22 protein-coding genes are annotated in these 20,317 nt (G+C 59.3%); 12 read left to right on the top strand and 10 right to left on the bottom strand.

Annotated elements, in window-relative coordinates:
* Positions 1-217: 217 nt before the first annotated feature.
* The gene (gene norR, locus J3P96_RS23360; protein ID WP_434653638.1) at positions 218-1,771 is read right to left on the bottom strand and encodes a nitric oxide reductase transcriptional regulator NorR; all 1,554 of its coding nucleotides are present in this window, start codon (positions 1,769-1,771) and stop codon (positions 218-220) included.
* A gap of 143 nt (positions 1,772-1,914) precedes the next feature.
* Between norR and hmpA the strand changes: the two genes are divergently transcribed.
* The 10 genes from hmpA (at position 1,915) to J3P96_RS23310 (ending at position 10,366) form a co-directional block, all read left to right on the top strand.
* A complete protein-coding gene (gene hmpA, locus J3P96_RS23355) occupies positions 1,915-3,096 on the top strand; it encodes an NO-inducible flavohemoprotein (RefSeq protein ID WP_434653637.1) in 1,182 nt (393 codons plus the stop codon).
* 333 nt (positions 3,097-3,429) lie between these two features.
* Positions 3,430-3,939: a disulfide bond formation protein B gene (locus J3P96_RS23350; RefSeq protein ID WP_434653636.1), complete on the top strand. Its 510-nt coding sequence runs from the start codon at positions 3,430-3,432 to the stop codon at positions 3,937-3,939.
* Between the two features lie 115 nt (positions 3,940-4,054).
* Entirely contained in the window at positions 4,055-4,390 is a 336-nt protein-coding gene (locus tag J3P96_RS23345; protein ID WP_434653635.1) for a hypothetical protein, read from the top strand.
* A gap of 332 nt (positions 4,391-4,722) precedes the next feature.
* Positions 4,723-5,670, top strand: coding sequence for a ubiquinol oxidase subunit II (gene cyoA, locus J3P96_RS23340; protein WP_305496696.1), 948 nt, complete (start codon positions 4,723-4,725; stop codon positions 5,668-5,670).
* 3 nt (positions 5,671-5,673) lie between these two features.
* The gene (gene cyoB / locus J3P96_RS23335) at positions 5,674-7,704 is read left to right on the top strand and encodes a cytochrome o ubiquinol oxidase subunit I (RefSeq protein ID WP_434626009.1); all 2,031 of its coding nucleotides are present in this window, start codon (positions 5,674-5,676) and stop codon (positions 7,702-7,704) included.
* A 3-nt stretch (positions 7,705-7,707) separates the two neighbouring features.
* Complete coding sequence (locus J3P96_RS23330; RefSeq protein ID WP_053125033.1) at positions 7,708-8,334, top strand: cytochrome o ubiquinol oxidase subunit III; 627 nt, start codon at positions 7,708-7,710, stop codon at positions 8,332-8,334.
* Complete coding sequence (gene cyoD / locus J3P96_RS23325; protein WP_249876093.1) at positions 8,335-8,670, top strand: cytochrome o ubiquinol oxidase subunit IV; 336 nt, start codon at positions 8,335-8,337, stop codon at positions 8,668-8,670.
* An 11-nt stretch (positions 8,671-8,681) separates the two neighbouring features.
* Positions 8,682-9,569 carry a heme o synthase gene (gene cyoE / locus J3P96_RS23320; protein ID WP_039591595.1) on the top strand — a complete coding sequence of 296 codons (888 nt, stop codon included), beginning with the start codon at positions 8,682-8,684 and terminating at the stop codon, positions 9,567-9,569.
* A 141-nt stretch (positions 9,570-9,710) separates the two neighbouring features.
* On the top strand, positions 9,711-10,055 hold the full coding sequence (locus J3P96_RS23315) for a toxin (protein ID WP_434658309.1): 345 nt from the start codon (positions 9,711-9,713) through the stop codon (positions 10,053-10,055).
* Positions 10,052-10,366: a helix-turn-helix domain-containing protein gene (locus J3P96_RS23310; protein WP_305496690.1), complete on the top strand. Its 315-nt coding sequence runs from the start codon at positions 10,052-10,054 to the stop codon at positions 10,364-10,366. Before J3P96_RS23315 ends, J3P96_RS23310 begins: the two co-directional genes overlap by 4 nt.
* A 192-nt stretch (positions 10,367-10,558) precedes the next feature.
* On the opposite strand, the gene J3P96_RS23305 is transcribed toward J3P96_RS23310, so the two are convergent.
* From J3P96_RS23305 to J3P96_RS23280, 6 genes are all read right to left on the bottom strand, one after another.
* Positions 10,559-11,263, bottom strand: coding sequence for a hypothetical protein (locus tag J3P96_RS23305; RefSeq protein ID WP_434626004.1), 705 nt, complete (start codon positions 11,261-11,263; stop codon positions 10,559-10,561).
* A 121-nt stretch (positions 11,264-11,384) separates the two neighbouring features.
* On the bottom strand, positions 11,385-12,128 hold the full coding sequence (locus J3P96_RS23300) for a DUF72 domain-containing protein (RefSeq protein WP_434653634.1): 744 nt from the start codon (positions 12,126-12,128) through the stop codon (positions 11,385-11,387).
* 76 nt (positions 12,129-12,204) lie between these two features.
* A complete protein-coding gene (locus tag J3P96_RS23295) occupies positions 12,205-13,218 on the bottom strand; it encodes a sensor domain-containing diguanylate cyclase (RefSeq protein WP_434653633.1) in 1,014 nt (337 codons plus the stop codon).
* Between the two features lie 160 nt (positions 13,219-13,378).
* Positions 13,379-14,113 (bottom strand): hypothetical protein, encoded by a 735-nt coding sequence (locus tag J3P96_RS23290; RefSeq protein ID WP_434653632.1) that lies wholly within the window; start codon positions 14,111-14,113, stop codon positions 13,379-13,381.
* Entirely contained in the window at positions 14,106-14,723 is a 618-nt protein-coding gene (locus J3P96_RS23285; protein WP_434653631.1) for a hypothetical protein, read from the bottom strand. The genes J3P96_RS23290 and J3P96_RS23285 overlap by 8 nt, the downstream gene beginning before the upstream one ends.
* 90 nt (positions 14,724-14,813) lie before the next feature.
* Complete coding sequence (locus J3P96_RS23280) at positions 14,814-15,719, bottom strand: LysR family transcriptional regulator (RefSeq protein ID WP_434653630.1); 906 nt, start codon at positions 15,717-15,719, stop codon at positions 14,814-14,816.
* Between the two features lie 98 nt (positions 15,720-15,817).
* On the opposite strand from J3P96_RS23280, the gene J3P96_RS23275 reads away from it, so the two are divergent.
* Complete coding sequence (locus J3P96_RS23275) at positions 15,818-16,993, top strand: aspartate aminotransferase family protein (RefSeq protein WP_434653629.1); 1,176 nt, start codon at positions 15,818-15,820, stop codon at positions 16,991-16,993.
* A gap of 153 nt (positions 16,994-17,146) precedes the next feature.
* Positions 17,147-17,881, top strand: a complete 735-nt coding sequence (locus J3P96_RS23270) for an OmpA family lipoprotein (protein WP_018604257.1) — start codon at positions 17,147-17,149, stop codon at positions 17,879-17,881.
* Between the two features lie 227 nt (positions 17,882-18,108).
* Here the strand turns inward: J3P96_RS23270 and ehuA are convergent, their stop codons facing one another.
* From ehuA to ehuC, 3 genes are read right to left on the bottom strand one after another with little or no spacing between them, the layout of a single operon-like run.
* Positions 18,109-18,978 (bottom strand): ectoine/hydroxyectoine ABC transporter ATP-binding protein EhuA, encoded by an 870-nt coding sequence (gene ehuA, locus J3P96_RS23265; RefSeq protein WP_434653628.1) that lies wholly within the window; start codon positions 18,976-18,978, stop codon positions 18,109-18,111.
* A complete protein-coding gene (ehuD, locus tag J3P96_RS23260; protein ID WP_434653627.1) occupies positions 18,978-19,634 on the bottom strand; it encodes an ectoine/hydroxyectoine ABC transporter permease subunit EhuD in 657 nt (218 codons plus the stop codon). Before ehuD ends, ehuA begins: the two co-directional genes overlap by 1 nt.
* Entirely contained in the window at positions 19,631-20,290 is a 660-nt protein-coding gene (gene ehuC, locus J3P96_RS23255; protein WP_434653626.1) for an ectoine/hydroxyectoine ABC transporter permease subunit EhuC, read from the bottom strand. Before ehuC ends, ehuD begins: the two co-directional genes overlap by 4 nt.
* Between the last annotated feature and the right edge of the window lie 27 nt (positions 20,291-20,317).

Below are 20,317 nucleotides of genomic sequence, written 5' to 3'. Positions count from 1 at the left end.
ACGGGTTATCGACTTGTCGGGGGCAGGCTTTAGGGCGAAAAACTGTCAATGGCAAGGATCGCTGCAGCACTGTCCACATAACGCTGCTTTTGTGGCGAGGGAGCTTGCTCCCGCTCGGCCGCGCAGCGGTCGCAAAATTCGAAACCGCGCTGCAGGTGAGGGCTGCTTCGCAACCCAGCGGGAGCAAGCTCCCTCGCCACAGAATCTCCTCGGCAAACTATTTGAGGCCCAGCCGCCTGGCCATCCGCCCGAGGTTGGCCCGATCCAGGCCCAGTTCCCGGGCAGCGCTGGCCCAGTTGTGCTGATGGCGTTCCAGGCAGGCGCTGATCATTTGCCGTTGATAATTTTCCGTGGCCTGGCGCAAGTCACCGGAAACCTTCACCGTGGAGGCTGGCGCGAGGCTGTTGTTCGGAGCATTTTCCGGGAGTTCGTGAGGCAGATCCAGATCATCGGCGCTCAAGCTGAGAATCTTCGGCCGAACCGGATGCTTGCCCAATGCCTTCAACGCGCTGCGACCGATCAGGTGTTCCAGTTCGCGCACGTTGCCCGGCCAATCGTAGGCCAGCAACGCAGCCTGGGCGTCGCTGGTCAGGCGCAGGCTGCCAAGGCCCATGCGCGAGCGGTTCTGTTCCAGGAAGAAGCCGGCGAGCAGCAGCACATCGCGCCCGCGATCACGCAGCGCAGGCACTTGCAGCGGGTAGACACTCAACCGGTGGTAGAAGTCGGCCCGATAACGGCCATTGCGCACTTCCTCGGCGAGGTCGCGGTTGGTCGCCGCAATCAGGCGCACATCGACGCGGTGCTCCTTGTCCGAGCCCAGGCGTTGCAGCTGGCCGCTTTGCAATACGCGAAGCAATTTGGCCTGGACGGTCAGGGACAGTTCGCCCACCTCGTCGAGGAACAGCGTGCCGCCATCCGCCAGCTCGAATTTGCCGCGCCGGTCATGGGTGGCACCGGTGAACGCGCCTCGAACATGGCCGAAGAGTTCACTTTCCACCAGCGTGTCAGGCAGCGCCGCGCAATTGAGGCTGATCAGCGGCTGGTCGGCACGGTGGGAGGCGGCGTGAATGGCCTGGGCGACCAATTCCTTGCCGACGCCGGTTTCGCCAGTGATCAGTACCGTCAGGTCACTGCCCCCGACCAGCTTGATCTCTTCCACCAGGCGTTTATGGGGCTTGCTCTGGCCGACCATGTCGCGCTGCTGCTGGCCGCTGGCCTGACGGTAAACCTCGGCGCGGCGATGCTCGTCCTCGGCCCTCAACGCCAGGCGCTCGATGCGTTCGGCGGCGCTGACGGTGGCGGCGGCGAGGCTGGCGAAGGCTTGCAGGGCGCTCAGGTCAATAGGTTCGAAGCGTTCCGGGTCCAGCGAGTCCAGGGTCAGCAAGCCCCAGGGCTGCTCATCGACAAACAGCGGGCAACCCATGCAATCGTGAACCTCCAGATGTTCATCCAGCCCTTCCACCAATCCGTCGTACGGATCGGGCAGGTCACTGTCGGTGGCGAAGCGAGTGGGCTGCGGATTGGCCAGCAAAGCTTCGAAACGCGGATGCTCACTGACCCGGAATCGCCGGCCCAGGGTGTCGGTGCTCAAGCCATCCACGGCCAGCGGGACGAGGCAGTCGCCGTCCAGGCGCAACAGTGCAGCGGCGTCGCAAGGCAACAGGCTGCGCAGGGCTCCGAGCAGGCGCCGATAGCGCTCGCCTTCAGGCAGTTCGCGGGACAGGTCGGCCACCAGCGGCAATAGCGAGGTCAGCAAGGAAGTTGCGGTCATAATGACTCCATCTAGTCATATGGACTATAAACGCTGTCTTGTCGATATGACTACATCGTCTTCAACTGACTGAAATACAAGGTAAAAATTTGTGGCATGAAAACTGATAGGCATAGGTAACTGTACCACGCGAGGAGTCACCCATGCTGAGTCGAGAACAACGCGCCATCATCCGTTCCACTGTCCCCTTGCTTGAAAGCGGTGGGGAAGCGCTGATCACTCACTTCTACCGCATGATGCTGTCGGAATACCCGCAAGTGCGCCCGCTGTTCAACCAGGCTCACCAGGCCAGCGGCGATCAGCCGCGTGCGCTGGCCAACGGTGTACTGATGTATGCGCGGCACATCGATCAGCTCGACCAGTTGGGCGACCTGGTGGCGAAGATCGTCAACAAGCACGTGGCCTTGCAGATCCAGCCACAGCATTACCCGATCGTCGGCTCCTGCTTGCTGCGGGCAATCGCCGAGGTACTGGGCGAAGAGATCGCTACACCTGAAGTGATTTCGGCGTGGGGCGCTGCCTATAACCAGTTGGCCGATATCCTGATCGGCGCCGAAACCAGCTTGTATGACCGCAAAGCCGCGGCACCCGGCGGCTGGCGCGGTGAACGTGAGTTCATCCTGACGGCCAAGGTGCAGGAAAGCGCGGAAATCACTTCGTTCTACTTCGAACCGGCGGACAAGGGGCCTATCCTGCAAGCCGAGCCCGGCCAGTACATCGGTATGAAGCTGGTGCTGGACGGTGAAGAAGTGCGCCGCAACTATTCATTGTCGGCCTTGGCGAACAATGGCCAGTACCGCATCAGCGTCAAGCGCGAGGCGGGCGGACGGGTGTCCAATTACCTGCACGACCATTTCCAGGTCGGCAATAGCATCCAGCTGTTTCCGCCGTCGGGAGATTTCTATCTCACCGCCAGCGACAAGCCGTTGGTGCTGATCAGTGGCGGCGTCGGCATCACTCCGACCTTGGCGATGTTGCAGGCGGCGCTGCAAACCGAGCGCCCCGTGCATTTCATTCACTGCGCGCGCAATGGGCAGGTCCATGCCTTTCGCGAGTGGATCGACGAGCTGGCCAGGCGGCACCCGCAACTCAAGCGCTTCTACTGCTATGACGAGCACGACGGCACGGGGCCTGCGGCTGACAAGGTAGGGCTGTTGAGCGAGGAACAACTGGCGCAGTGGTTGCCCAAGCAACGCGACCTGGATGCTTACTTCCTCGGGCCGAAGGGCTTCATGGCGGCCATCAAGCGTCATCTCACGGCCTTGGGCGTTCCGCCGGGACAAAGCCGCTATGAATTCTTCGGGCCGGCGGCTGCCTTGGAATAACCTGTGGGGGCGAGCTTGCTCGCGATGGCGGCGTTTCAGGCGCGAGGATGCTGAATGTGCTGGCCTCTTCGCGAGCAAGCTCGCTCCCACAGTGGATCTGCGTCATCCGGAACGTCCATGCATGACCCATGATCTGTGGGAGCCTGCTCGCGAAAGCGGCGGCATGACCGGCGCTGTCCTGAAATTAATCCCCGCTTAACCTCCTTCCTGTCTATTCCCTCCACATTGCCGACTGCGCTCGTTCACGATCTGCGTGTAGACTTCGGCCATCCGAAAAGCGCGCCGAGTGCCGCAAGGCCGCGCGTCGATCCATGCCTATCAAAGGGAAACGCAATGAGTGAGGAAATGCTGCGGCTGGGCCGTGAGCGGCGCTATCTGGTGCTGCTGGGGTTGATCTGCCTGGGGTTGATCGGCGGTGCTTTATATATGCAGGTAGTGCTTGGTGAAGCGCCTTGCCCGCTGTGCATCCTGCAACGTTATGCATTGTTGCTGATTGCCGTTTTCGCGTTCATCGGTGCGGCCATGCGCACGCGTCGCAGCCTGACGGTGTTCGAAGGCCTTGTCGTGCTTTGCGCGCTGGCAGGAGCGGGTGTGGCCGGGCACCATGTGTACACCCAGTTTTTCCCCGCAGTCAGTTGCGGCGTGGATGTGTTGCAGCCAATTGTCGATAGCCTGCCGCTGGCGAAGATCTTCCCGCTGGGCTTCCAGGTTGATGGTTTCTGTTCCACCCCGTACCCGCCGATCCTCGGCCTGTCACTGGCGCAATGGGCACTGGTGGCGTTTGTCCTGACCGTCGTGCTGGTGCCATTGCTGGTGTCGCGCAATCGCAAGGCGCTTCGCTAAGGCAGCTTGGAAAAAAACGCCCCGGTCCTTCTTCGGAACCGGGGCGTTTTACGTTTCAGGGTCGATGAGGCACCGTCTTGATCAGCGGCAGGAACACCCTGCGACAGTGTGCGACATGTTGTCACATATCTGCTGTCTCGCAGCCGTCCCGGGGCCGAATTGTCGCCTCATTCTGCAACAAAAAAAACGCCTGATTACCCTTCGCTTTCAATTGGGAGTCGCTCTGCAGCAGGCATTTTTAACAGCGCAGCGGGTTGCCTTCAAGGCCCCGGAAAATGGGCGCCTAAAGCGGGTCAAAGCTCGCCGTAAATTGCCCGAGCTGTCTAAATCGGGCGTAGTAGCCTTACGTTTTTTGGGGTTCTTGTTGAGAATTAATTTCGATAACATGCTGGCCCGTTGCAATATCGGCGGCAGATTATTGCCGGATCGGAGAAAAATTATTTCGGGTTAAGACATGGTCTCGAACGCCGCAGCTCACTACAATCGCCCGCACCGATTTTCCGACCCGGCTCAGGCTTGAGCACGAGAGTGGTCGAAGGGCGCCAGCGCCCCATGCGACCCCAGGTGTCGGTGCCTCCAACTACCCGCACCAAACGGAATTGGGCTTGAACAGGCCTTTGACCAACGAATAAGAACTCACTGCTGGCCCAGGATGTGTCGAACAGCGTCTGACGTTCGACGGGCAGCCCTTATTCAATCCAAGAAAATGCCAACCCTTGGCAGGGTGAAGTGTTGGCGATCAAAACCCAACTGCATTGCGCAAGCTGCTTTAGAGGTCGTGAGATGAGTAAAAACAGGTACCCCCGATTACTAGGCTTGTTGCCGCTGCTCGGCACGTTGCTGCTGGGAGGCTGCAACATGACCCTGCTCGATCCCAAGGGCCAGGTCGGCCTGGATGAACGAAACCTGATCATCACCGCCACGCTGCTGATGTTGCTGGTCGTCGTGCCGGTTATCGTCATGACGTTCCTGTTCGCCTGGAAATATCGCGCGTCCAACACCAGTGCCACCTACACGCCGAAATGGTCCCACTCGACCAAGATCGAAATCGCGGTGTGGACCATTCCGGTACTGATCATCATTGCCCTGGGTTACATCACCTACAAGTCGACCCACGCCCTGGACCCGTACCGTCCGCTGGATTCCGACGTCAAGCCGATCACCATCGAAGTGGTCTCGATGGACTGGAAGTGGCTGTTCATCTATCCGGAACAAGGCATCGCCACGGTCAACAAGATCGTGTTCCCGGCCCACACGCCGATCAACTTCAAGGTCACCTCCGACACCGTGATGAACTCGTTCTTCATCCCGGGCCTGGGCGGCCAGATCTACGCGATGGCCGGCATGCAGACCAAGCTGCACCTGATCGCCAACCAGAACACCGAACTTGAAGGTATCTCCGCCAACTACAGCGGCGCGGGTTTCACCGGCATGAAGTTCAAAGCGACCGCCACCACCCAGGAAGAGTTCGACGCCTGGGTAAACGAAGTGAAGAAGGCACCTAAACAGCTTGAAAAAGCTGAATACGAAGCCCTTTCCAAGCCGAGCCAGAACAACCCTGTCGAACTCTACTCGTCGGTCACGCCGAACCTGTTCCAGACCATCATCGATAAGTATGAAGGGATGAATCCGGGCAAGCCGATGCATCACGAGAAGAAAGACAAGGAAGTGGCCCACAACATGGAAGGGATGGACATGAGCTCGCATTCAGCTGCCGGGGCAGAGGAGTAAACGATGTTTGGTAAATTAAGTTGGGAAGCGATCCCGTTCCACGAGCCGATTGTCATGGTGACCCTCGCCATCATCGCGCTCGGTGGTCTGGCGTTGTTCGCGGGTATCACTTATTTCAAGAAGTGGACTTATCTGTGGACTGAATGGTTGACCTCGGTCGACCACAAGAAGATCGGCGTGATGTACATCATCGTCGCCATGGTCATGCTGCTGCGCGGTTTTGCCGACGCGATCATGATGCGTACCCAGTTGGCCATGGCCACCGAGGGTTCGCCCGGCTACCTGCCGCCTGAACACTATGACCAGATCTTCACCGCCCACGGTGTGATCATGATCATCTTCATGGCGATGCCATTCTTCACCGGCCTGATGAACCTTGCAGTGCCGCTGCAGATCGGCGCGCGTGACGTTGCCTATCCATTCCTGAACTCCCTCAGCTTCTGGCTGCTGGTGTCCGGCGTCGTGCTGATCAACCTTTCCCTGGGTGTCGGCGAATTCGCCAAGACCGGTTGGGTTGCCTATCCGCCGCTGTCGGGGCTGCAATACAGTCCGGGCGTCGGGGTGGATTACTACATCTGGGCGCTACAGCTATCCGGGCTCGGGACAACGCTGACGGGGGTCAACTTCCTGGCCACCGTGCTGAAAATGCGTACCCCTGGCATGAAGCTGATGGACATGCCGATCTTCACCTGGACCTGCACCTGGGCCAACGTGCTGATCGTCGCTTCGTTCCCGATCCTGACCGCTACACTCGCTCTGCTGACGCTTGACCGCTACATGGATTTCCACATTTTCACCAATGAACTGGGTGGAAATCCGATGATGTACGTCAACCTGTTCTGGGCCTGGGGTCACCCTGAGGTGTACATCCTTATCCTGCCGGCGTTCGGTATTTTCTCCGAAGTCATCTCGACCTTCTCCGGCAAGAAACTGTTTGGCCACCACTCGATGATCTACGCTTCCGGCGCGATCTCGGTACTGGGCTTCATGGTCTGGCTGCACCACTTCTTCACCATGGGTTCGGGTGCCAGCGTCAACGCCTTCTTCGGCCTGGCGACGATGCTGATCTCGATTCCGACGGGTGTGAAGCTGTTCAACTGGCTGTTCACCATCTACCAGGGCCGCCTGCGTTTCACCAGCCATGTGCTGTGGACCCTGGGCTTCATGGTGACCTTCGCCATCGGCGGCATGACCGGCGTACTGCTGGCCATCCCGGGTGCGGACTTCGTGCTGCACAACAGCCTGTTCGTGATCGCGCACTTCCATAACGTGATCATCGGCGGCGCCGTGTTCGGCTACATCGCGGGCTTTGCGTTCTACTTCCCGAAAGCGTTCGGCTTCAAGCTGCACGAAGGTTGGGGCAAGGCAGCGTTCTGGTTCTGGATCTCGGGCTTCTTCGTCGCGTTCATGCCGCTCTATGCACTGGGCTTCATGGGCATGACCCGTCGCCTGAACGCCACCACCAACCCTGAGTGGGTGCCGTACCTGTATGTCGCCATGTTCGGTGCGGTGATGATCGCTGTCGGTATCGCCTGCCAGCTGATCCAGCTGTACGTCAGTGTGCGTGACCGCAAGAAGCCGGAAAACATGTGCGAACACGGTGACCCGTGGAATGCCCATACCCTGGAATGGTCGACTTCTTCGCCACCACCGTTCTACAACTTTGCCGTGCTGCCGAAAGCGGAAACCATCGACCCGTTCACCGAAGCCAAGGAAAACGGTACTGCGTACCAGACTCCGGCCAGGTACGCGCCGATCCACATGCCCAACAACACCGCTACCGGTGTGGTCATGGGGGCTCTGTTGACCGTGTTCGGTTTCGCGATGATCTGGCACATCTGGTGGCTGGCCATCGCCAGCCTGGTCGGCACCGTGGTGTATTTCGCCATCCATGCCGCCCGTGATGATCAGGGCTACATGGTGCCGGTGGATGTCATCGAGCGCATCGAAGCCGAGCAGCACAAGCGCCTGGTCGCGGCCGGGAAAGTCCCAGCCTCCGCCACCCGTGTTGAAACCTCGTTGGAACAGGCTTAAACCATGTCGAACTTAGTGACCAATGTTGGACACGCCCATGGTCATGACCATGGGCACGATGACCATCACCACGACTCGGGCGAGATGACCGTATTCGGTTTCTGGCTCTACCTGATGACCGACTGCATTCTGTTTGCGTCGATCTTCGCGGTATACGCGGTGCTGGTTAACAACGTCGCCGGTGGCCCGTCGGGCCACGACATCTTCGAACTGCCTTATGTACTGGGCGAAACCGCGCTGCTGCTGTTCAGTTCGATCACCTACGGCTTCGCCATGCTGGCGTTGTTCAAGGGTAAGAAAACCCAGGTACTGGGCTGGTTGGCAATGACCTTCCTGCTGGGCGCCGGCTTTATCGCCATGGAGATCAACGAGTTCCACATCCTGATCGCCGAAGGCTACGGCCCTAGCCGCAGCGGCTTCCTGTCCGGGTTCTTCACCCTGGTCGGCACCCACGGTCTGCACGTGACCAGCGGTCTGATCTGGATGGCGATCATGATGTACCAGGTCCAGAAAAACGGCCTGACCGCCACCAACAAGACGCGCCTGAGCTGCCTGAGCCTGTTCTGGCACTTCCTGGACGTGGTGTGGATCTGCGTATTCACCGTTGTTTATCTGATGGGGACCCTGTAAATGGCTAACGCACATTCCCATGATGGCCATGACGCCGGCCACGGCAGCGTCAAGTCCTACGCCATCGGTTTCATCCTGTCGGTGATCCTGACCGTCATTCCGTTCGGCCTGGTGATGTATCCAACGCTGCCGAAGAGCCTGACGCTCTGGATCATTCTGATCTTCGCCGTGGTCCAAGTATTGGTCCACCTGGTGTACTTCCTGCACCTGGACCGCTCGGCCGCCCAGCGTAACAACGTGATTGCGTTTGTCTTCGCTGCGCTGGTGATCGTACTGCTGGTCGGCTTGTCGTTGTGGATCATGTTCAGCATCCACTCCAACATGATGGCGCACTGAGGAAAGTCCGGATGTCACTGAAGCACTTTATCCAAATCACCAAGCCGGGGATCATTTTCGGTAACGTGCTTTCTGTGGCAGGCGGGTTTTTCCTGGCCTCGAAAGGGCATGTCGATCTGGCCATCTTCCTGGCAGCGATGATCGGCACTTCCCTGGTGGTGGCGTCCGGTTGCGTGTTCAACAACTGCATCGACCGCGACATCGACATCAAGATGGAACGCACCAAGAACCGGGCGCTGGTCCAAGGCCTGATTCCAGTGCAACTGGCCCTGGCATTCGCCACGGTGCTGGGCGTGGCCGGCGTGGCGCTGCTGTATTGGGTGGCCAATCCGTTGGCGGCGTTGTTCGCGGTGATCGGTTTTGTCATCTACGTCGGTCTCTACAGCCTGTACCTCAAGCGCAAGTCGGTCCACGGCACGCTGGTGGGCAGCCTGTCGGGGGCCATGCCGCCGGTGATCGGTTATGTCGCGGTCAGCAACAGCTTCGACATGGCTGCGCTGACGCTGCTGGTGATGTTCAGCCTGTGGCAGATGCCGCATTCCTATGCCATCGCGATCTTCCGCTTCAACGACTACCTGGCGGCCTCGATTCCGGTGCTGCCGGTCAAGCGGGGCATCCAGGTGGCCAAGAAGCACATCCTGCTCTACATCCTGGCCTTCCTCGTGGCGACCTTGATGTTGACGTTCAGCGGTTACGCCGGCATGAGCTACCTCGCCGTCGCCGCCGCCATGGGCATGTACTGGCTGTACATGGCCTGGACCGGTTACAAGGCAGTGGATGATACGGTCTGGGCACGCAAGCTGTTCGTATTCTCGATCTTCACCATCACCGCCCTGAGCGTCATGATGTCCCTGGACTTCAAAGTGCCGAGTGAGCTGCTGCTGACGTACGCACCTTAAGCTTCAGACGCTGCACAAAAAGCCCCGCCTTCGAGAGAAGCGCGGGGCTTTTTTGTCGCTGCGCGGCATCGAAGCATGTTGTCATTCGTCGCAATAGATTATCGGTTGTTGAACTATGCGCAAATTGCCTATAGTTTTGCCATGCGAACCCTATTTTTTGAAACGACTTCATTTACCGCCACGGTCGGCCATTACCTGACCGACGATGAGTATCGCGTCCTTCAGTCCTTTATGTTGCTGCATCCGGAGGTCGGTGACGTCATGCCACGAACCGGCGGCTTCCGTAAGCTGCGTTGGTTCGATGGGCGTCGTGGCAAAGGGAAGCGAGGTGGGTTGCGAGTCATTTACTATTGGCTTATGCACGACTGTCAGTTCTGGATGTTCGCAATTTATGACAAGGACGAGTTGGAAAACCTCACCTCCGAGCAAGAGAAGACGCTCAAACGCGCCATAGAAGCAGAGTTGAAAGTACGAGGTGCCTTATGAAAAAGCGCGATCTGTTTGCCGAGATGATGCAAGGCGTCGAAGAGATGGCCGCTCACCGCGAGGGCAAGATTACCCTTCGCCAGATAACGGTTGAAGACAAACCAGTTCCCGAGGTGTCAGCCCAGGAAATAGTAGCTTTGCGCGACCGGCTCCATATGTCTCAAGCTGTTTTTGCCAAGAGCATCAGGACTAGCCCTGGCACTCTCCGGAACTGGGAGCAGGAAAAATCCAAGCCTAATGCCCAGGCGGCTTTGTTGATCAAGCTGGTCGAGAAGTTTCCGGACATGGTCGAACGGCTTGGCGCTGTTTGAAAAGCTGATAGCTATGAAAAAGCCCCGCCTTCGAGAGAAGTGCGGGGCTTTTTCATAGGTAATATTCAGGGCGTTGTTGACCTTCCTGTGGGAGCGAGCCTGCTCGCGAAGCGGTGGGTCAGTTGAGCTGAGGCTGACTGACACGGCGCATTCGCGAGCAGGCTCGCTCCCACAAGGGCCCGGAGTCGGGGGTTATTGCTGGGCGATGCTGTAGCCGTCGAAGGCTTTTTGCTGCTGCAAGGCGGTGACGATGCTTTTGCGGGTGACCGGCTGTTCGGTGCCGTCGTTGTCCAGGAAGGTTTCGCTTTCCAGCTCTGCTTCGTCGCCTTCGCCGATGAAGTTGAAGCCGAGGAATTCGAAGGCCTCGCGGTCGACGTTCGGCTTGGAGCGTGGTGTGCGCAAGGGCAGGGTGACGCTGATGCCGTCCTTGCTGATGACAAACACCTCGGCTTCCTTCTTGGCGCGCGCGGCCTTGCCCTTGCCGCCGCTCGGGTTGCTGATGGCCTGATGGGTCTGGTTCAGCACCTTCAGGGCCAGGCCGTAGACCAGTTCCTGGAAGGCCGGGTCATCCTTGTAGCTGGAAAGGATACGGCTGATCGGGAAGCGGCTGCTGAGGTCTTCCAGCGCGGCGAAATCGGCGGCTTCGGCGTCCTTGAGTTGCTTGAGCTGGCCCATCAGTGCGTAGGCCTTGTCGTCGTCGAACGCATCGTGAGCCTGGCGAATGGCGGTGCGCAGTTCGCGGATCTGGTCGCTTTCGCGGTTCGACTGGAAGGCATCGAGGACCATTTCGCTGATGCTTTTGGCCTGGGGCAGATGCTGTGAAAGATTGATGGAGTTTTCGTATTCCGCTTTGGACGACAGGGAGACTACAGATTCAGCGGTATTGGAATCGGACATTGAAATTTCACTACTTCTGTTAGCGGGATATGGCGAGAAAACGCACGGGGCTTTTTTCGGTCGCCTAATCTATTGGACCCGGGCGGTGTTGTCACGGTCGGACCGGCCACCGGTGACTATTTCAATCGCCCAGCAGCTCCAGCAATCGCAACGCATCGGGCGTCGCGGCGCCGCTGGCGGTGTTGTCGAAGATGCACCAGGTCGGCGTGTCCGGGGCAGCCTTCAGTAGGACTGTCAGTCGCTGCAGCCAGGCGTCTTCGTAGGCGGAGTAATAAATGCGCGGCGAGCCATGCAGCCGGTAATAACGCACGCCCGCCCAGCCCGCCGGTTGATCGCCGCCCGGCACAGGCGACGGGTCGGCGGCGACGCGAGCGATGCGCTCTCCCTCAAGCAGTGCCATGGCCTGTGGCGCGAGCCAGCTCGGGTGCCGGGGTTCGAGTACCGCGTGGCCCTGATAACGGTCACGCAAGGCTTTGAAAAAGCCCTCGGCCTGGGTGTTATCGAAGGCCAGCGACGGCGGCAACTGGATCAACAGGCAACCAAGTTTCTCCCTCAATTGCGAGCATTGCCCGAGGAACTCATCCACCAGCCCCTCGCAATCATGCAAGCGCCGCTCATGGGTGATCTGCTTGGGCATCTTGACTGAGAAGCGAAAGCCCGCCGGCACACTGTCGGCCCATTTTGCATAGGTGGCGGGACGGTGCGGGCGGTAGAACGAACTGTTGATTTCCACCGCCGGGAAGCGGGCGCTGTAGCGCTGCAAATGGGTGCCTTCAAGGGGAAAAGCGGGCCATTGCTCTCTTGGCAATGACCAGCCCGCGCAGCCCACCAACACGGGCGAAGAGGAGAGGGGTCGAGTCGGCAATGGCGAGGACCTGATTGCAAGAGTTACAGCCTATGACCACCGTAGCGCCCTGAGGATCCAATCGGGCACTGCCCGTTCAATCACAAATCACATTCTTGCCGGCCATCTTGGAGCGATACAGTGCCTGGTCAGCCCGATCCAGTAGCGCCGCTTGCGGTTCGTCTTCGCGGCGTTGCACCACGCCAAAACTCATGGTGATCTGGAAATCGCCCACCGGCAGCAGGTCGGACAAGCCTCGGCGAATGGTTTCGGCCAACAGGACTGCGTCGGCCTTGGATGTGTTGGGCAAGATCATGATGAATTCATCGCCGCCCCAGCGCACCAGCAGGTCGCCGTCGCGCTCGCAGCGCTTGACCGCCTGTACCACTTGCACCAGCGCTGCATCGCCGAAGGCATGGCCGTAGCGATCGTTGATGTCCTTGAAGTCGTCGACGTCCATGGCAATCAGCGACAACGGCTCGCGAAAGCGCTGCGCACGTTCACAGGCCAATGGCAGCGCCTGCTCCAGGCGATAGCGGTTGGCGACCAGCGTGAGGGCGTCGGTTTCGGCGAGCCTGCGGTTTTCCTCGAGCTGGATTTGCAACTGCTCGTTGACCCGGGACAGTTCGCGGGTGCGTTCTTCGATGATGGCTTCGAGGGACTTGTTGCGCCGTTCAAGTTGTTCGAACAGACGCTTCTTGTCATCAATGCTGCGATGGGCACCGATCATGCGGGCGACGCTGCCATCGGGGTTGCGGGCGATCACGTAGCCGCGGTCTTCGATCCAGATATAGGATCCGTCATAGGCGCGGCAGCGGTATTCGGCCTGGTACTTAGGGGCGCGTTGTTCGAGGTAATCGTCGAATAACGCCATAACGTGGGGATAATCTTCCGGGTGGATCACACTCTCCCAGGTCAGCACGGTATTGCTCAGGGAGTGAGGCGTGTAGCCGAGCATCGTGTACCAGCCGGGATTTCGATAGACGAAGCCGGTGTTGGCGTTCCAGTCCCAGATGCCATCGCTGACCAGTTCCATGATGGTGTGCAGCACGTTTTCGTCCAGATCGGACAAATCGAACCGCAGCAAATCGATCTTCGAGGCGTCGTCCATATCGTTCCCTCAATCAGCCCTGATATCAAAATGCTTTCCAGGGTTGAAGAGTAGCCGATGGACTCTAGGGTCACTAGTGGCACATAACGGCGTAGAAGTAGCCTATTTAGGCTACAAAGCGGAAAGTGCCTTTTTAAGGCTACTGAAGAAAGATGCGTTTCTATTTCGTGATGTACGCAACGAGCAGCCCCGTTCCAATGCTCAAAGTGAAGCTCAGCAGCGTTCCCAGCAGCACGTACTCACTGATGGAGCGTACCTTGGCGTTCTGGATTTCGTTGAAGCGAAGGATGCTTTTCGCTGTCAAGAGGAAGCCGACGGCCTCCCATTGTTCCAGTAAAACAAATGTCAAAATAAGTATCCGCTCCAGATACCCGATCAATGTTCCAGCGTTGGTCAGTGAGCCGACAGTGTCGATCTCTTTGATCCACGGGTTGAGTATTGTGCCGATCAATGCTGAAGCAGGACGTAGCATCAATACATAAGCTAGGCCAATCGTGATATTCGCCGTGGTAATCAGTTCTGCCAGATAGCCTTGAATATGCGCGGCATTGCTTTCGGAAAGCAGCCAGATCGTGACCAGGCAGGCAATCAGAACAGTTTGTCTGGCCAGTAAAGCCCATATCGGCGATTTGAATGAGGTTGGAGTTTGGATCAGGGTTAACAGCTTGGCGGTTGCCACCGTGAGCCCGGCCTTCCAAGCGAAAGCGCCGTTTTCACGCGACAAGATCATCAGCAGCGAAAAAACTACGAAATAAACGCCGAAGGTCACCAAGTGGAAGACGACCTTTCGCTTGCGGCTGGCAGAGGTTTCAATAGTCCAATAGCTAGATACCCAGAAGTCCAGAAGCACGTGTGCCAGTAATAAAATAACGAGTAACGTTGACGCTTCAATCACTGGTCAGCTCCTTGATCCACCGGTTTGTGCTTGCCAGGTATTTATCCAGTAGGCGTGCCTGGGCGCGTTGCAGCGCTTTGTTTACAGTGACCCGGGATTTACCCAGCATGTGGGCGATAGTTTGTTGGTCGGTTTGTTCAATCAAATGCAGTGCGTAGGTCTGGGCTTCAACAGCTGTCCAGCCCTCCAGTACAGCGGCCACGAACTCTGTCACCAGTCCCGCACGCTCCTGAAACTCCTGATGGGTGCTGAACACCGCGAGCGTGCTTTTTTTCATGCTGTCGAGCCCTTGGCCGGACAAAATGAAGGCTTCCCGATAGGTCTGCGATTTACGTGCAGAGCCTATGCCTACGGCGATGCGTGCATCCCAACGTTCTCCTTCGGGGCTGGCCTCGACCAAGGCGGCTCGCAAGGCGATGGCGCAATGGAAAGCCTGTTCGGGTCGGTCCAGCAAAAGTTGAAAACCATCACCTCGAAAGACGTCCGCTTTCGCTTTGTAGCGTTTTTCCAGTTGCTCCAATGTTTTTTCCAAGCGGGCGATATACGCGAACGTATTCTCCGCGCTTTGCGAGTGAATCAGATCACCGGTCAATACCGCTTCTGGCTTCATTGAAGTTGCTCGATCATTGGATGTCGAAACGTAGCCTTAAAAAGCTACTTCTGCAATAGTAGCCTTTTTGGGCTACTCTAGAGTCGCGGTTCACCTACACTTGCCCCACCGTTCCAACGCAAACTCGACAAAACTGCGCAATTTCGGCAAACGGTAGCGATCCTGGGCGTAGAGCAGGCTCATTGGGCGATGGGGCAATTGATAGCCTTGCAACAGGGCCACCAAGTCTCCGCTCTTCAGGTCCTGCTCCACCAATGCATCGGGCAGCATCACCACGCCCATGCCGGCCAGGGCGGCGCGGTGCAGGCCCGACGAGCTGTTGATCAGCATCGGCCCGCGCACCGGCACTTTGATTTCCCCGTCCGGCCCGTTGATGGGCCAGTGCTCCTGGGCGAAACGCCATTCGTCTCCGGCGGAATAGGCAAACGACAGGCAGTCATGCTGTTGCAGGTCTTCGGGTTTCTGTGGGGTGCCTCGCCGTGCCAGGTAAGTCTTGGAGGCGCAGACGGTCAGGGTGTAGTCCACCAAGGGCCGGGCGATCAGCTTGGGATCGACAGGGCCCAGGCGAATGGCGACGTCAAAGCCGTGGTCGAGCAGGTCGAGACGCTGGTTGGTCAATACAACGTCGAGCTTGACCTGCGGATAACGCTGGCTGTATTCGGCCAGTGCCGGGGCGAGGCGCTCAGCGCCGAAGGTCAGCGGCGCGGTGATGCGCAAGGTGCCGCTAGGATCGCCTTGGGTCTGCTCGGCCAGGCGTTCGGAATCGGCAACCAGCCCGATCACTTCCAGGCAGCGTTGATAGTAGGCCGAGCCGAATTCGGTCAAGCGCTGACGACGCGTCGTACGGTTGATCAGGCGCACACCCAGGCGTTGTTCCAGCGCCCGGAGGTGATTGCCGACCATGGTCGTGGACATTTCGCACGCCTGGGCCGCTGCGGTCAGGCTGCCGGTTTCCACCACTTTCACGTAAACGGTCATTGCCTGGAACAGGTCCATTATCAAGTTCTGCTCTTAAATGAATGAAGTAAAGTGAGGTTTATCCAGCGAGAGTGGCTAACCATACTGGAAAAAACCACCCGATGGAGCTAGATGTCATGACTGCCGCCTGCCTGATGAGCACTTACCAACCCTTGGCGCTGAACTTCACCCATGGCTTGGGTACGCGCCTGTGGGATCAGGATGGTCGCGAATACCTTGATGCGGTGGCGGGCGTAGCAGTGACCAACGTGGGCCATTCCCATCCGCGGTTGGTGAAAGCCATCAGTGAACAGGCCGGCCTGCTGCTGCACACGTCCAACCTGTACAGCATCGACTGGCAGCAGCGGTTGGCCCACAGACTCACCCAGCTCTCGGGGATGGAACGGGCGTTTTTCAACAACTCCGGCGCCGAGGCGAATGAAACCGCATTGAAGCTGGCCCGCCTGCATGGCTGGCACAAAGGCGTCGAACAGCCCTTGGTCGTGGTGATGGACAATGCTTTCCACGGGCGTACCCTGGGCACGATGTCCGCCAGCGACGGGCCCTCGGTGCGGCTCGGCTTCAATCGATTGCCAGGGGACTTCATCAAGGTGCCGTTCGGCGATCTCGGCGCATTGGAAAAAGTCCAGCAAGACCACGGCGAGCGCATCGTTGCGATCCTGGTAGAGCCAATCCAAGGCGAAAGTGGCGTACAACTCGCGCCACCGGGTTACCTGAACGCTCTGCGGGATTTGTGCAGCCGGCGCGCCTGGTTATTGATGCTCGACGAGATCCAGACCGGCATCGGCCGCACCGGGCAGTGGTTCGCGTTCCAGCACGAGGGCATCGTCCCGGACGTGATGACCCTCGCCAAAGGCCTCGGTAACGGCGTGCCCATCGGTGCCTGCCTGGCGCGCGGCAAGGCCGCCGGACTGTTCACCCCCGGCAGCCACGGCAGTACGTTCGGCGGCAATCCTCTGGCTTGTCGGGTCGGCTGCACCGTGCTGGACATCATCGAGGAGCAAGGCCTGCTGGAGAACGCCAGACGTCAGGGCGAGCAATTGCTCAGCCGGTTGCGGGCTGAGTTGGCGGACAACCCGAACGTGCTTCAGATTCGTGGCCAAGGCTTGATGATCGGCATCGAACTCAAGCAACCGGTGCGCGACCTGACCCTCTGTGCCGCCCGGGATCATGGTTTGCTGATCAACGTCACCCGGGGCAAGACCATTCGCCTGTTGCCGCCGTTGACGATTGACGGGCGGGAAGTCGAGATGATCGTCAGAGGGGTGAGCCGCTGCCTGGCGCAGGCGTGAGGCTACCTCGTCCGGGCCGATGCCTCATTGTGGTCGGTCCGGGCGAAGCGTAGCGCGACGGGACGGAATTTTTGACGATTGTCGCGTTCCAACGCCAGCCAGAGTCGATTGCCTGCACTTTGGCACTCAGACTGAAAACCCAGGAGCATCTTCATGTTCACCTCGCGTCGCTTGATCGTTGTCGCTACTGCCGTGGCCCTGTTGTCCGGCTGTGCGTCGCCCAACCCCTATGACAACCAGGGCCAGGCCTCTACCGAATCTTCGGGCATGAGCAAAACCGCCAAGTATGGCGGCCTCGGTGCACTGGCCGGGGCATTGGCCGGTGCGGCCATCGGTCACGACAACCGGGGCAAGGGCGCGTTGATCGGCGCGGCGGTGGTGGGGGCTTCCGCGGCCGGCTACGGCTACTACGCGGACCAGCAGGAAAAGAAACTGCGCGCCAGCATGGCCAATACCGGCGTTGAAGTGCAGCGCCAGGGCGACCAGATCAAGCTGATCATGCCGGGCAACATCACCTTCGCCACCGACTCGGCGAACATCGCATCGAGCTTCTACCAGCCGCTGAACAATCTGGCCAACTCCCTCAAGGAATTCAACCAGAACCAGATCGAGATTGTCGGCTATACCGACAGCACCGGCAGCCGCCAGCACAACATGGACCTGTCCCAGCGTCGCGCGCAGAGCGTGGCGACCTACCTGACGTCCCAAGGTGTCAGCGGCGCCAACCTTTCGGCCCGTGGCGCCGGCCCGGACAACCCGGTGGCAAGCAACGCCGACGTCAACGGCCGTGCGCAAAACCGTCGCGTCGAGGTCAACCTCAAGGCCATTCCTGGCCAGCAGTACCAGGCGCCGCAGCAGCAGGGGCAGACTTACCAGCAATATCCATAACCGCTGGGCGTTAACTGAAAGGGGGCCATGGAAACATGGCCCCCTTTTTTACGGCTGTCGTTTGACCCTTTGTGGCGAGGGGATTTATCCCCGATGGGTTGCGAAGCAGCCCCAAAACAGTCAACCCACTCAGCCTGACACTCCGAGTTGCTTGATTGGGGGGCTGCTGCGCAGCCCAGCGGGGATAAATCCCCTCGCCACAACAGAGTTCACTCTAATGGGTAGGTTTAGTTAGCCTCTTTCACCGCACTCAAGAATGCGCACGTCCGCTCCTGCTGCGGGTGCTCGAAAATCTGCGCGGGGGTGCCTTGTTCGTGAATCTGCCCCTTGTAGAAAAAGCACACCCGGTCGGCGAATTCCCGGGCAAAGCCCATCTGGTGGGTGACCATCAACATCGTCAGGTTGTGCTCGGCGCCCAGCTTGCGGATCACGCTCAGCACCTCGCCGCACAATTCCGGATCAAGCGCCGAGGTCACTTCATCGAACAGCATCACCTTGGGGCGCATCGCCAGTGCCCGGGCAATCGCCACCCGCTGCTGCTGGCCGCCGGACAACTGCGACGGGTAATGGTCGAGCTTGTTGCCCAGGCCCACCAGCTCCAGCAGGTCGGCGGCGCGCTCGCGGGCTTCCTTGGGGTTCATGCCCAGCACCTGCACTGGCGCTTCGATCACATTTTGCAGCGCGGTCATGTGGGGAAACAGGTTGAAGCTCTGGAACACCATGCCGATCTTGCCACGCACCCGGCGGATGTGCCGGTCATTGGCCGGAACCAGCACGCCGCTGCGGTTGGGCATGTGGGTCAGGGAATCGTCCTCGATGCGGATCTGGCCCTGATCGATGCCTTCGAGCGTCATCAGCACCCGCAGCAGCGTCGATTTGCCCGAGCCGCTGGGGCCGATGATCGCGACCTTTTCACCGGGCGCGACATCCAGGTTCAAATGATCGAGCACAGTGAAGCTGCCATAGCTTTTGGTCACGTCCTGGAAACTCACAATCGGCCGGGACGGTGTCGGAATCTGCATGGCCGGGGCCTCCTGCTGCGATGCCAGCGTGCTGCGCCGGGACAAATCGGTGGGCGTGGACAGGGGTAAAGTCATTAGCGTAGCTCCATGCGCATTTCAAGGCGCCGTACCAGCCAAGCCAGGGCAAGGCTCAGGGCGAGGAAGAACAGGCCGACCAGGGTGATCGGTTCCAGGTAGCGGAAATGCTCGGAGCCGATGTTCTTGGCCTGTTGCATGATTTCCACCACGGTGATCGCCGACAACACTGGCGTGTCCTTGAGCATCGCCACCAGATAGTTGCCCAGCGGCGGCACGATCGGCCGCAGCGCCTGGGGCAGGATGATGTTGCGGTAGGCGTCGTACGGCGCAATGTTCAGCGCGGTCACCGCCTCCCACTGCGCCCGTGGCACGGCGTCGAGGCCACTGCGGTAGACCTCGGCGATGTAGCAGGCGTAATGCAGGCCGATGCCGAGGATGCCAACTTGCATGGCCGTCAGGCTCAGGCCGTAGTTGGGCAGCACGTAGTAAAGGAAGTACACCTGGATCAGCAACGGTGTGCTGCGGATGAACTCGATCACCGCCGTGGCTGGCCACGACAGCCAGAACTTGCGGCTGCGCCGGCCAATCGCCAGGAACAGCCCCAGCACGATCGCGATCAGGAAACCGATCAGGGTAATGCCCACGGTGTTGAGCGACGCGCGCAGCAGGTCCGGGAGGATTTGTGCGGCGTAGGACCAATCGAAGAGCGTCATGACAGACCTCCGCGCATCCGGCCCCGGCTCAGCCGACGCTCGACGTGGCGCATGCCCAGGTTGATGGCTTGGGCGAAGATGAAATACATCACCAGCGCCAGGCTGAAGATTTCCAGGGTCTGGAACGTCGCCTGGTCCAGTTGCCGCGCCCGGAAACTCAAGTCAGACAAAGTGATCAACGACACCAGCGAGGTATTCTTCAACAACTCGATCAGCAGGTTTGTGCCCGGTGGAATGGCCGCCAGCAAGGCCTGGGGCAGGATGATTCGCTTGAAGCGCGTATAGCTGCTGAAGTTCAGCGCCGTGCAGGCTTCGTATTGCCCCTTGGCGACCGAGCTGATCGCGCCACGCATCACCTCGGCCCCGTAGGCGCCGATGTGCAGCCCCAGGCCGACAATCGCCACGGCGTAGGGACTCAGCTCGATGTTGAACGGCGGTAGTGGCAGCACGAAGAATAGCCAGAACAGCTGCACCAGCAGCGAGGTGCCGCGAAACACCTCGATGTAGGTGATGGAAAACCAGCGCAACGCGCGCCACGGCGAGAGCCGTCCGAGTGCCGCCAGCACCGCGGCGACAATCGCCAGCAACGAGCCAAAGAATGTCACCTGGAGCGTGACCCAGGCCCCTTGAATCAATAACGGAAGTAATTCGCCCATGGTTCAACCCGTATCCGATGAAGCTGG

The organism is Pseudomonas sp. R3-56, assembly GCF_051132075.1.
Classification (GTDB): Bacteria; Pseudomonadota; Gammaproteobacteria; order Pseudomonadales; family Pseudomonadaceae; genus Aquipseudomonas.
Note: the sequence above shows the minus strand (reverse complement) of the source record. Positions and strands in the feature narration are given on the sequence as shown.

Bases quoted from the DNA above. Each gene is read 5' to 3' on its own strand.
- norR (WP_434653638.1), bottom strand. From the start codon at position 1,771: ATGACCGCAACTTCCTTGCTGACCTCGCTATTGCCGCTGGTGGCCGAC.
- J3P96_RS23330 (WP_053125033.1), top strand. From the start codon at position 7,708: ATGTCGAACTTAGTGACCAATGTTGGACACGCCCATGGTCATGACCAT.
- ehuD (WP_434653627.1), bottom strand. From the start codon at position 19,634: ATGACGCTCTTCGATTGGTCCTACGCCGCACAAATCCTCCCGGACCTG.
- J3P96_RS23275 (WP_434653629.1), top strand. From the start codon at position 15,818: ATGACTGCCGCCTGCCTGATGAGCACTTACCAACCCTTGGCGCTGAAC.
- J3P96_RS23280 (WP_434653630.1), bottom strand. From the start codon at position 15,719: ATGGACCTGTTCCAGGCAATGACCGTTTACGTGAAAGTGGTGGAAACC.
- J3P96_RS23315 (WP_434658309.1), top strand. From the start codon at position 9,711: ATGCGAACCCTATTTTTTGAAACGACTTCATTTACCGCCACGGTCGGC.
- cyoD (WP_249876093.1), top strand. From the start codon at position 8,335: ATGGCTAACGCACATTCCCATGATGGCCATGACGCCGGCCACGGCAGC.
- J3P96_RS23270 (WP_018604257.1), top strand. From the start codon at position 17,147: ATGTTCACCTCGCGTCGCTTGATCGTTGTCGCTACTGCCGTGGCCCTG.
- J3P96_RS23310 (WP_305496690.1), top strand. From the start codon at position 10,052: ATGAAAAAGCGCGATCTGTTTGCCGAGATGATGCAAGGCGTCGAAGAG.
- J3P96_RS23305 (WP_434626004.1), bottom strand. From the start codon at position 11,263: ATGTCCGATTCCAATACCGCTGAATCTGTAGTCTCCCTGTCGTCCAAA.
- cyoB (WP_434626009.1), top strand. From the start codon at position 5,674: ATGTTTGGTAAATTAAGTTGGGAAGCGATCCCGTTCCACGAGCCGATT.
- J3P96_RS23350 (WP_434653636.1), top strand. From the start codon at position 3,430: ATGAGTGAGGAAATGCTGCGGCTGGGCCGTGAGCGGCGCTATCTGGTG.
- J3P96_RS23295 (WP_434653633.1), bottom strand. From the start codon at position 13,218: ATGGACGACGCCTCGAAGATCGATTTGCTGCGGTTCGATTTGTCCGAT.
- ehuA (WP_434653628.1), bottom strand. From the start codon at position 18,978: ATGACTTTACCCCTGTCCACGCCCACCGATTTGTCCCGGCGCAGCACG.
- hmpA (WP_434653637.1), top strand. From the start codon at position 1,915: ATGCTGAGTCGAGAACAACGCGCCATCATCCGTTCCACTGTCCCCTTG.
- ehuC (WP_434653626.1), bottom strand. From the start codon at position 20,290: ATGGGCGAATTACTTCCGTTATTGATTCAAGGGGCCTGGGTCACGCTC.
- cyoE (WP_039591595.1), top strand. From the start codon at position 8,682: ATGTCACTGAAGCACTTTATCCAAATCACCAAGCCGGGGATCATTTTC.
- J3P96_RS23285 (WP_434653631.1), bottom strand. From the start codon at position 14,723: ATGAAGCCAGAAGCGGTATTGACCGGTGATCTGATTCACTCGCAAAGC.
- J3P96_RS23345 (WP_434653635.1), top strand. From the start codon at position 4,055: ATGTTGTCACATATCTGCTGTCTCGCAGCCGTCCCGGGGCCGAATTGT.
- cyoA (WP_305496696.1), top strand. From the start codon at position 4,723: ATGAGTAAAAACAGGTACCCCCGATTACTAGGCTTGTTGCCGCTGCTC.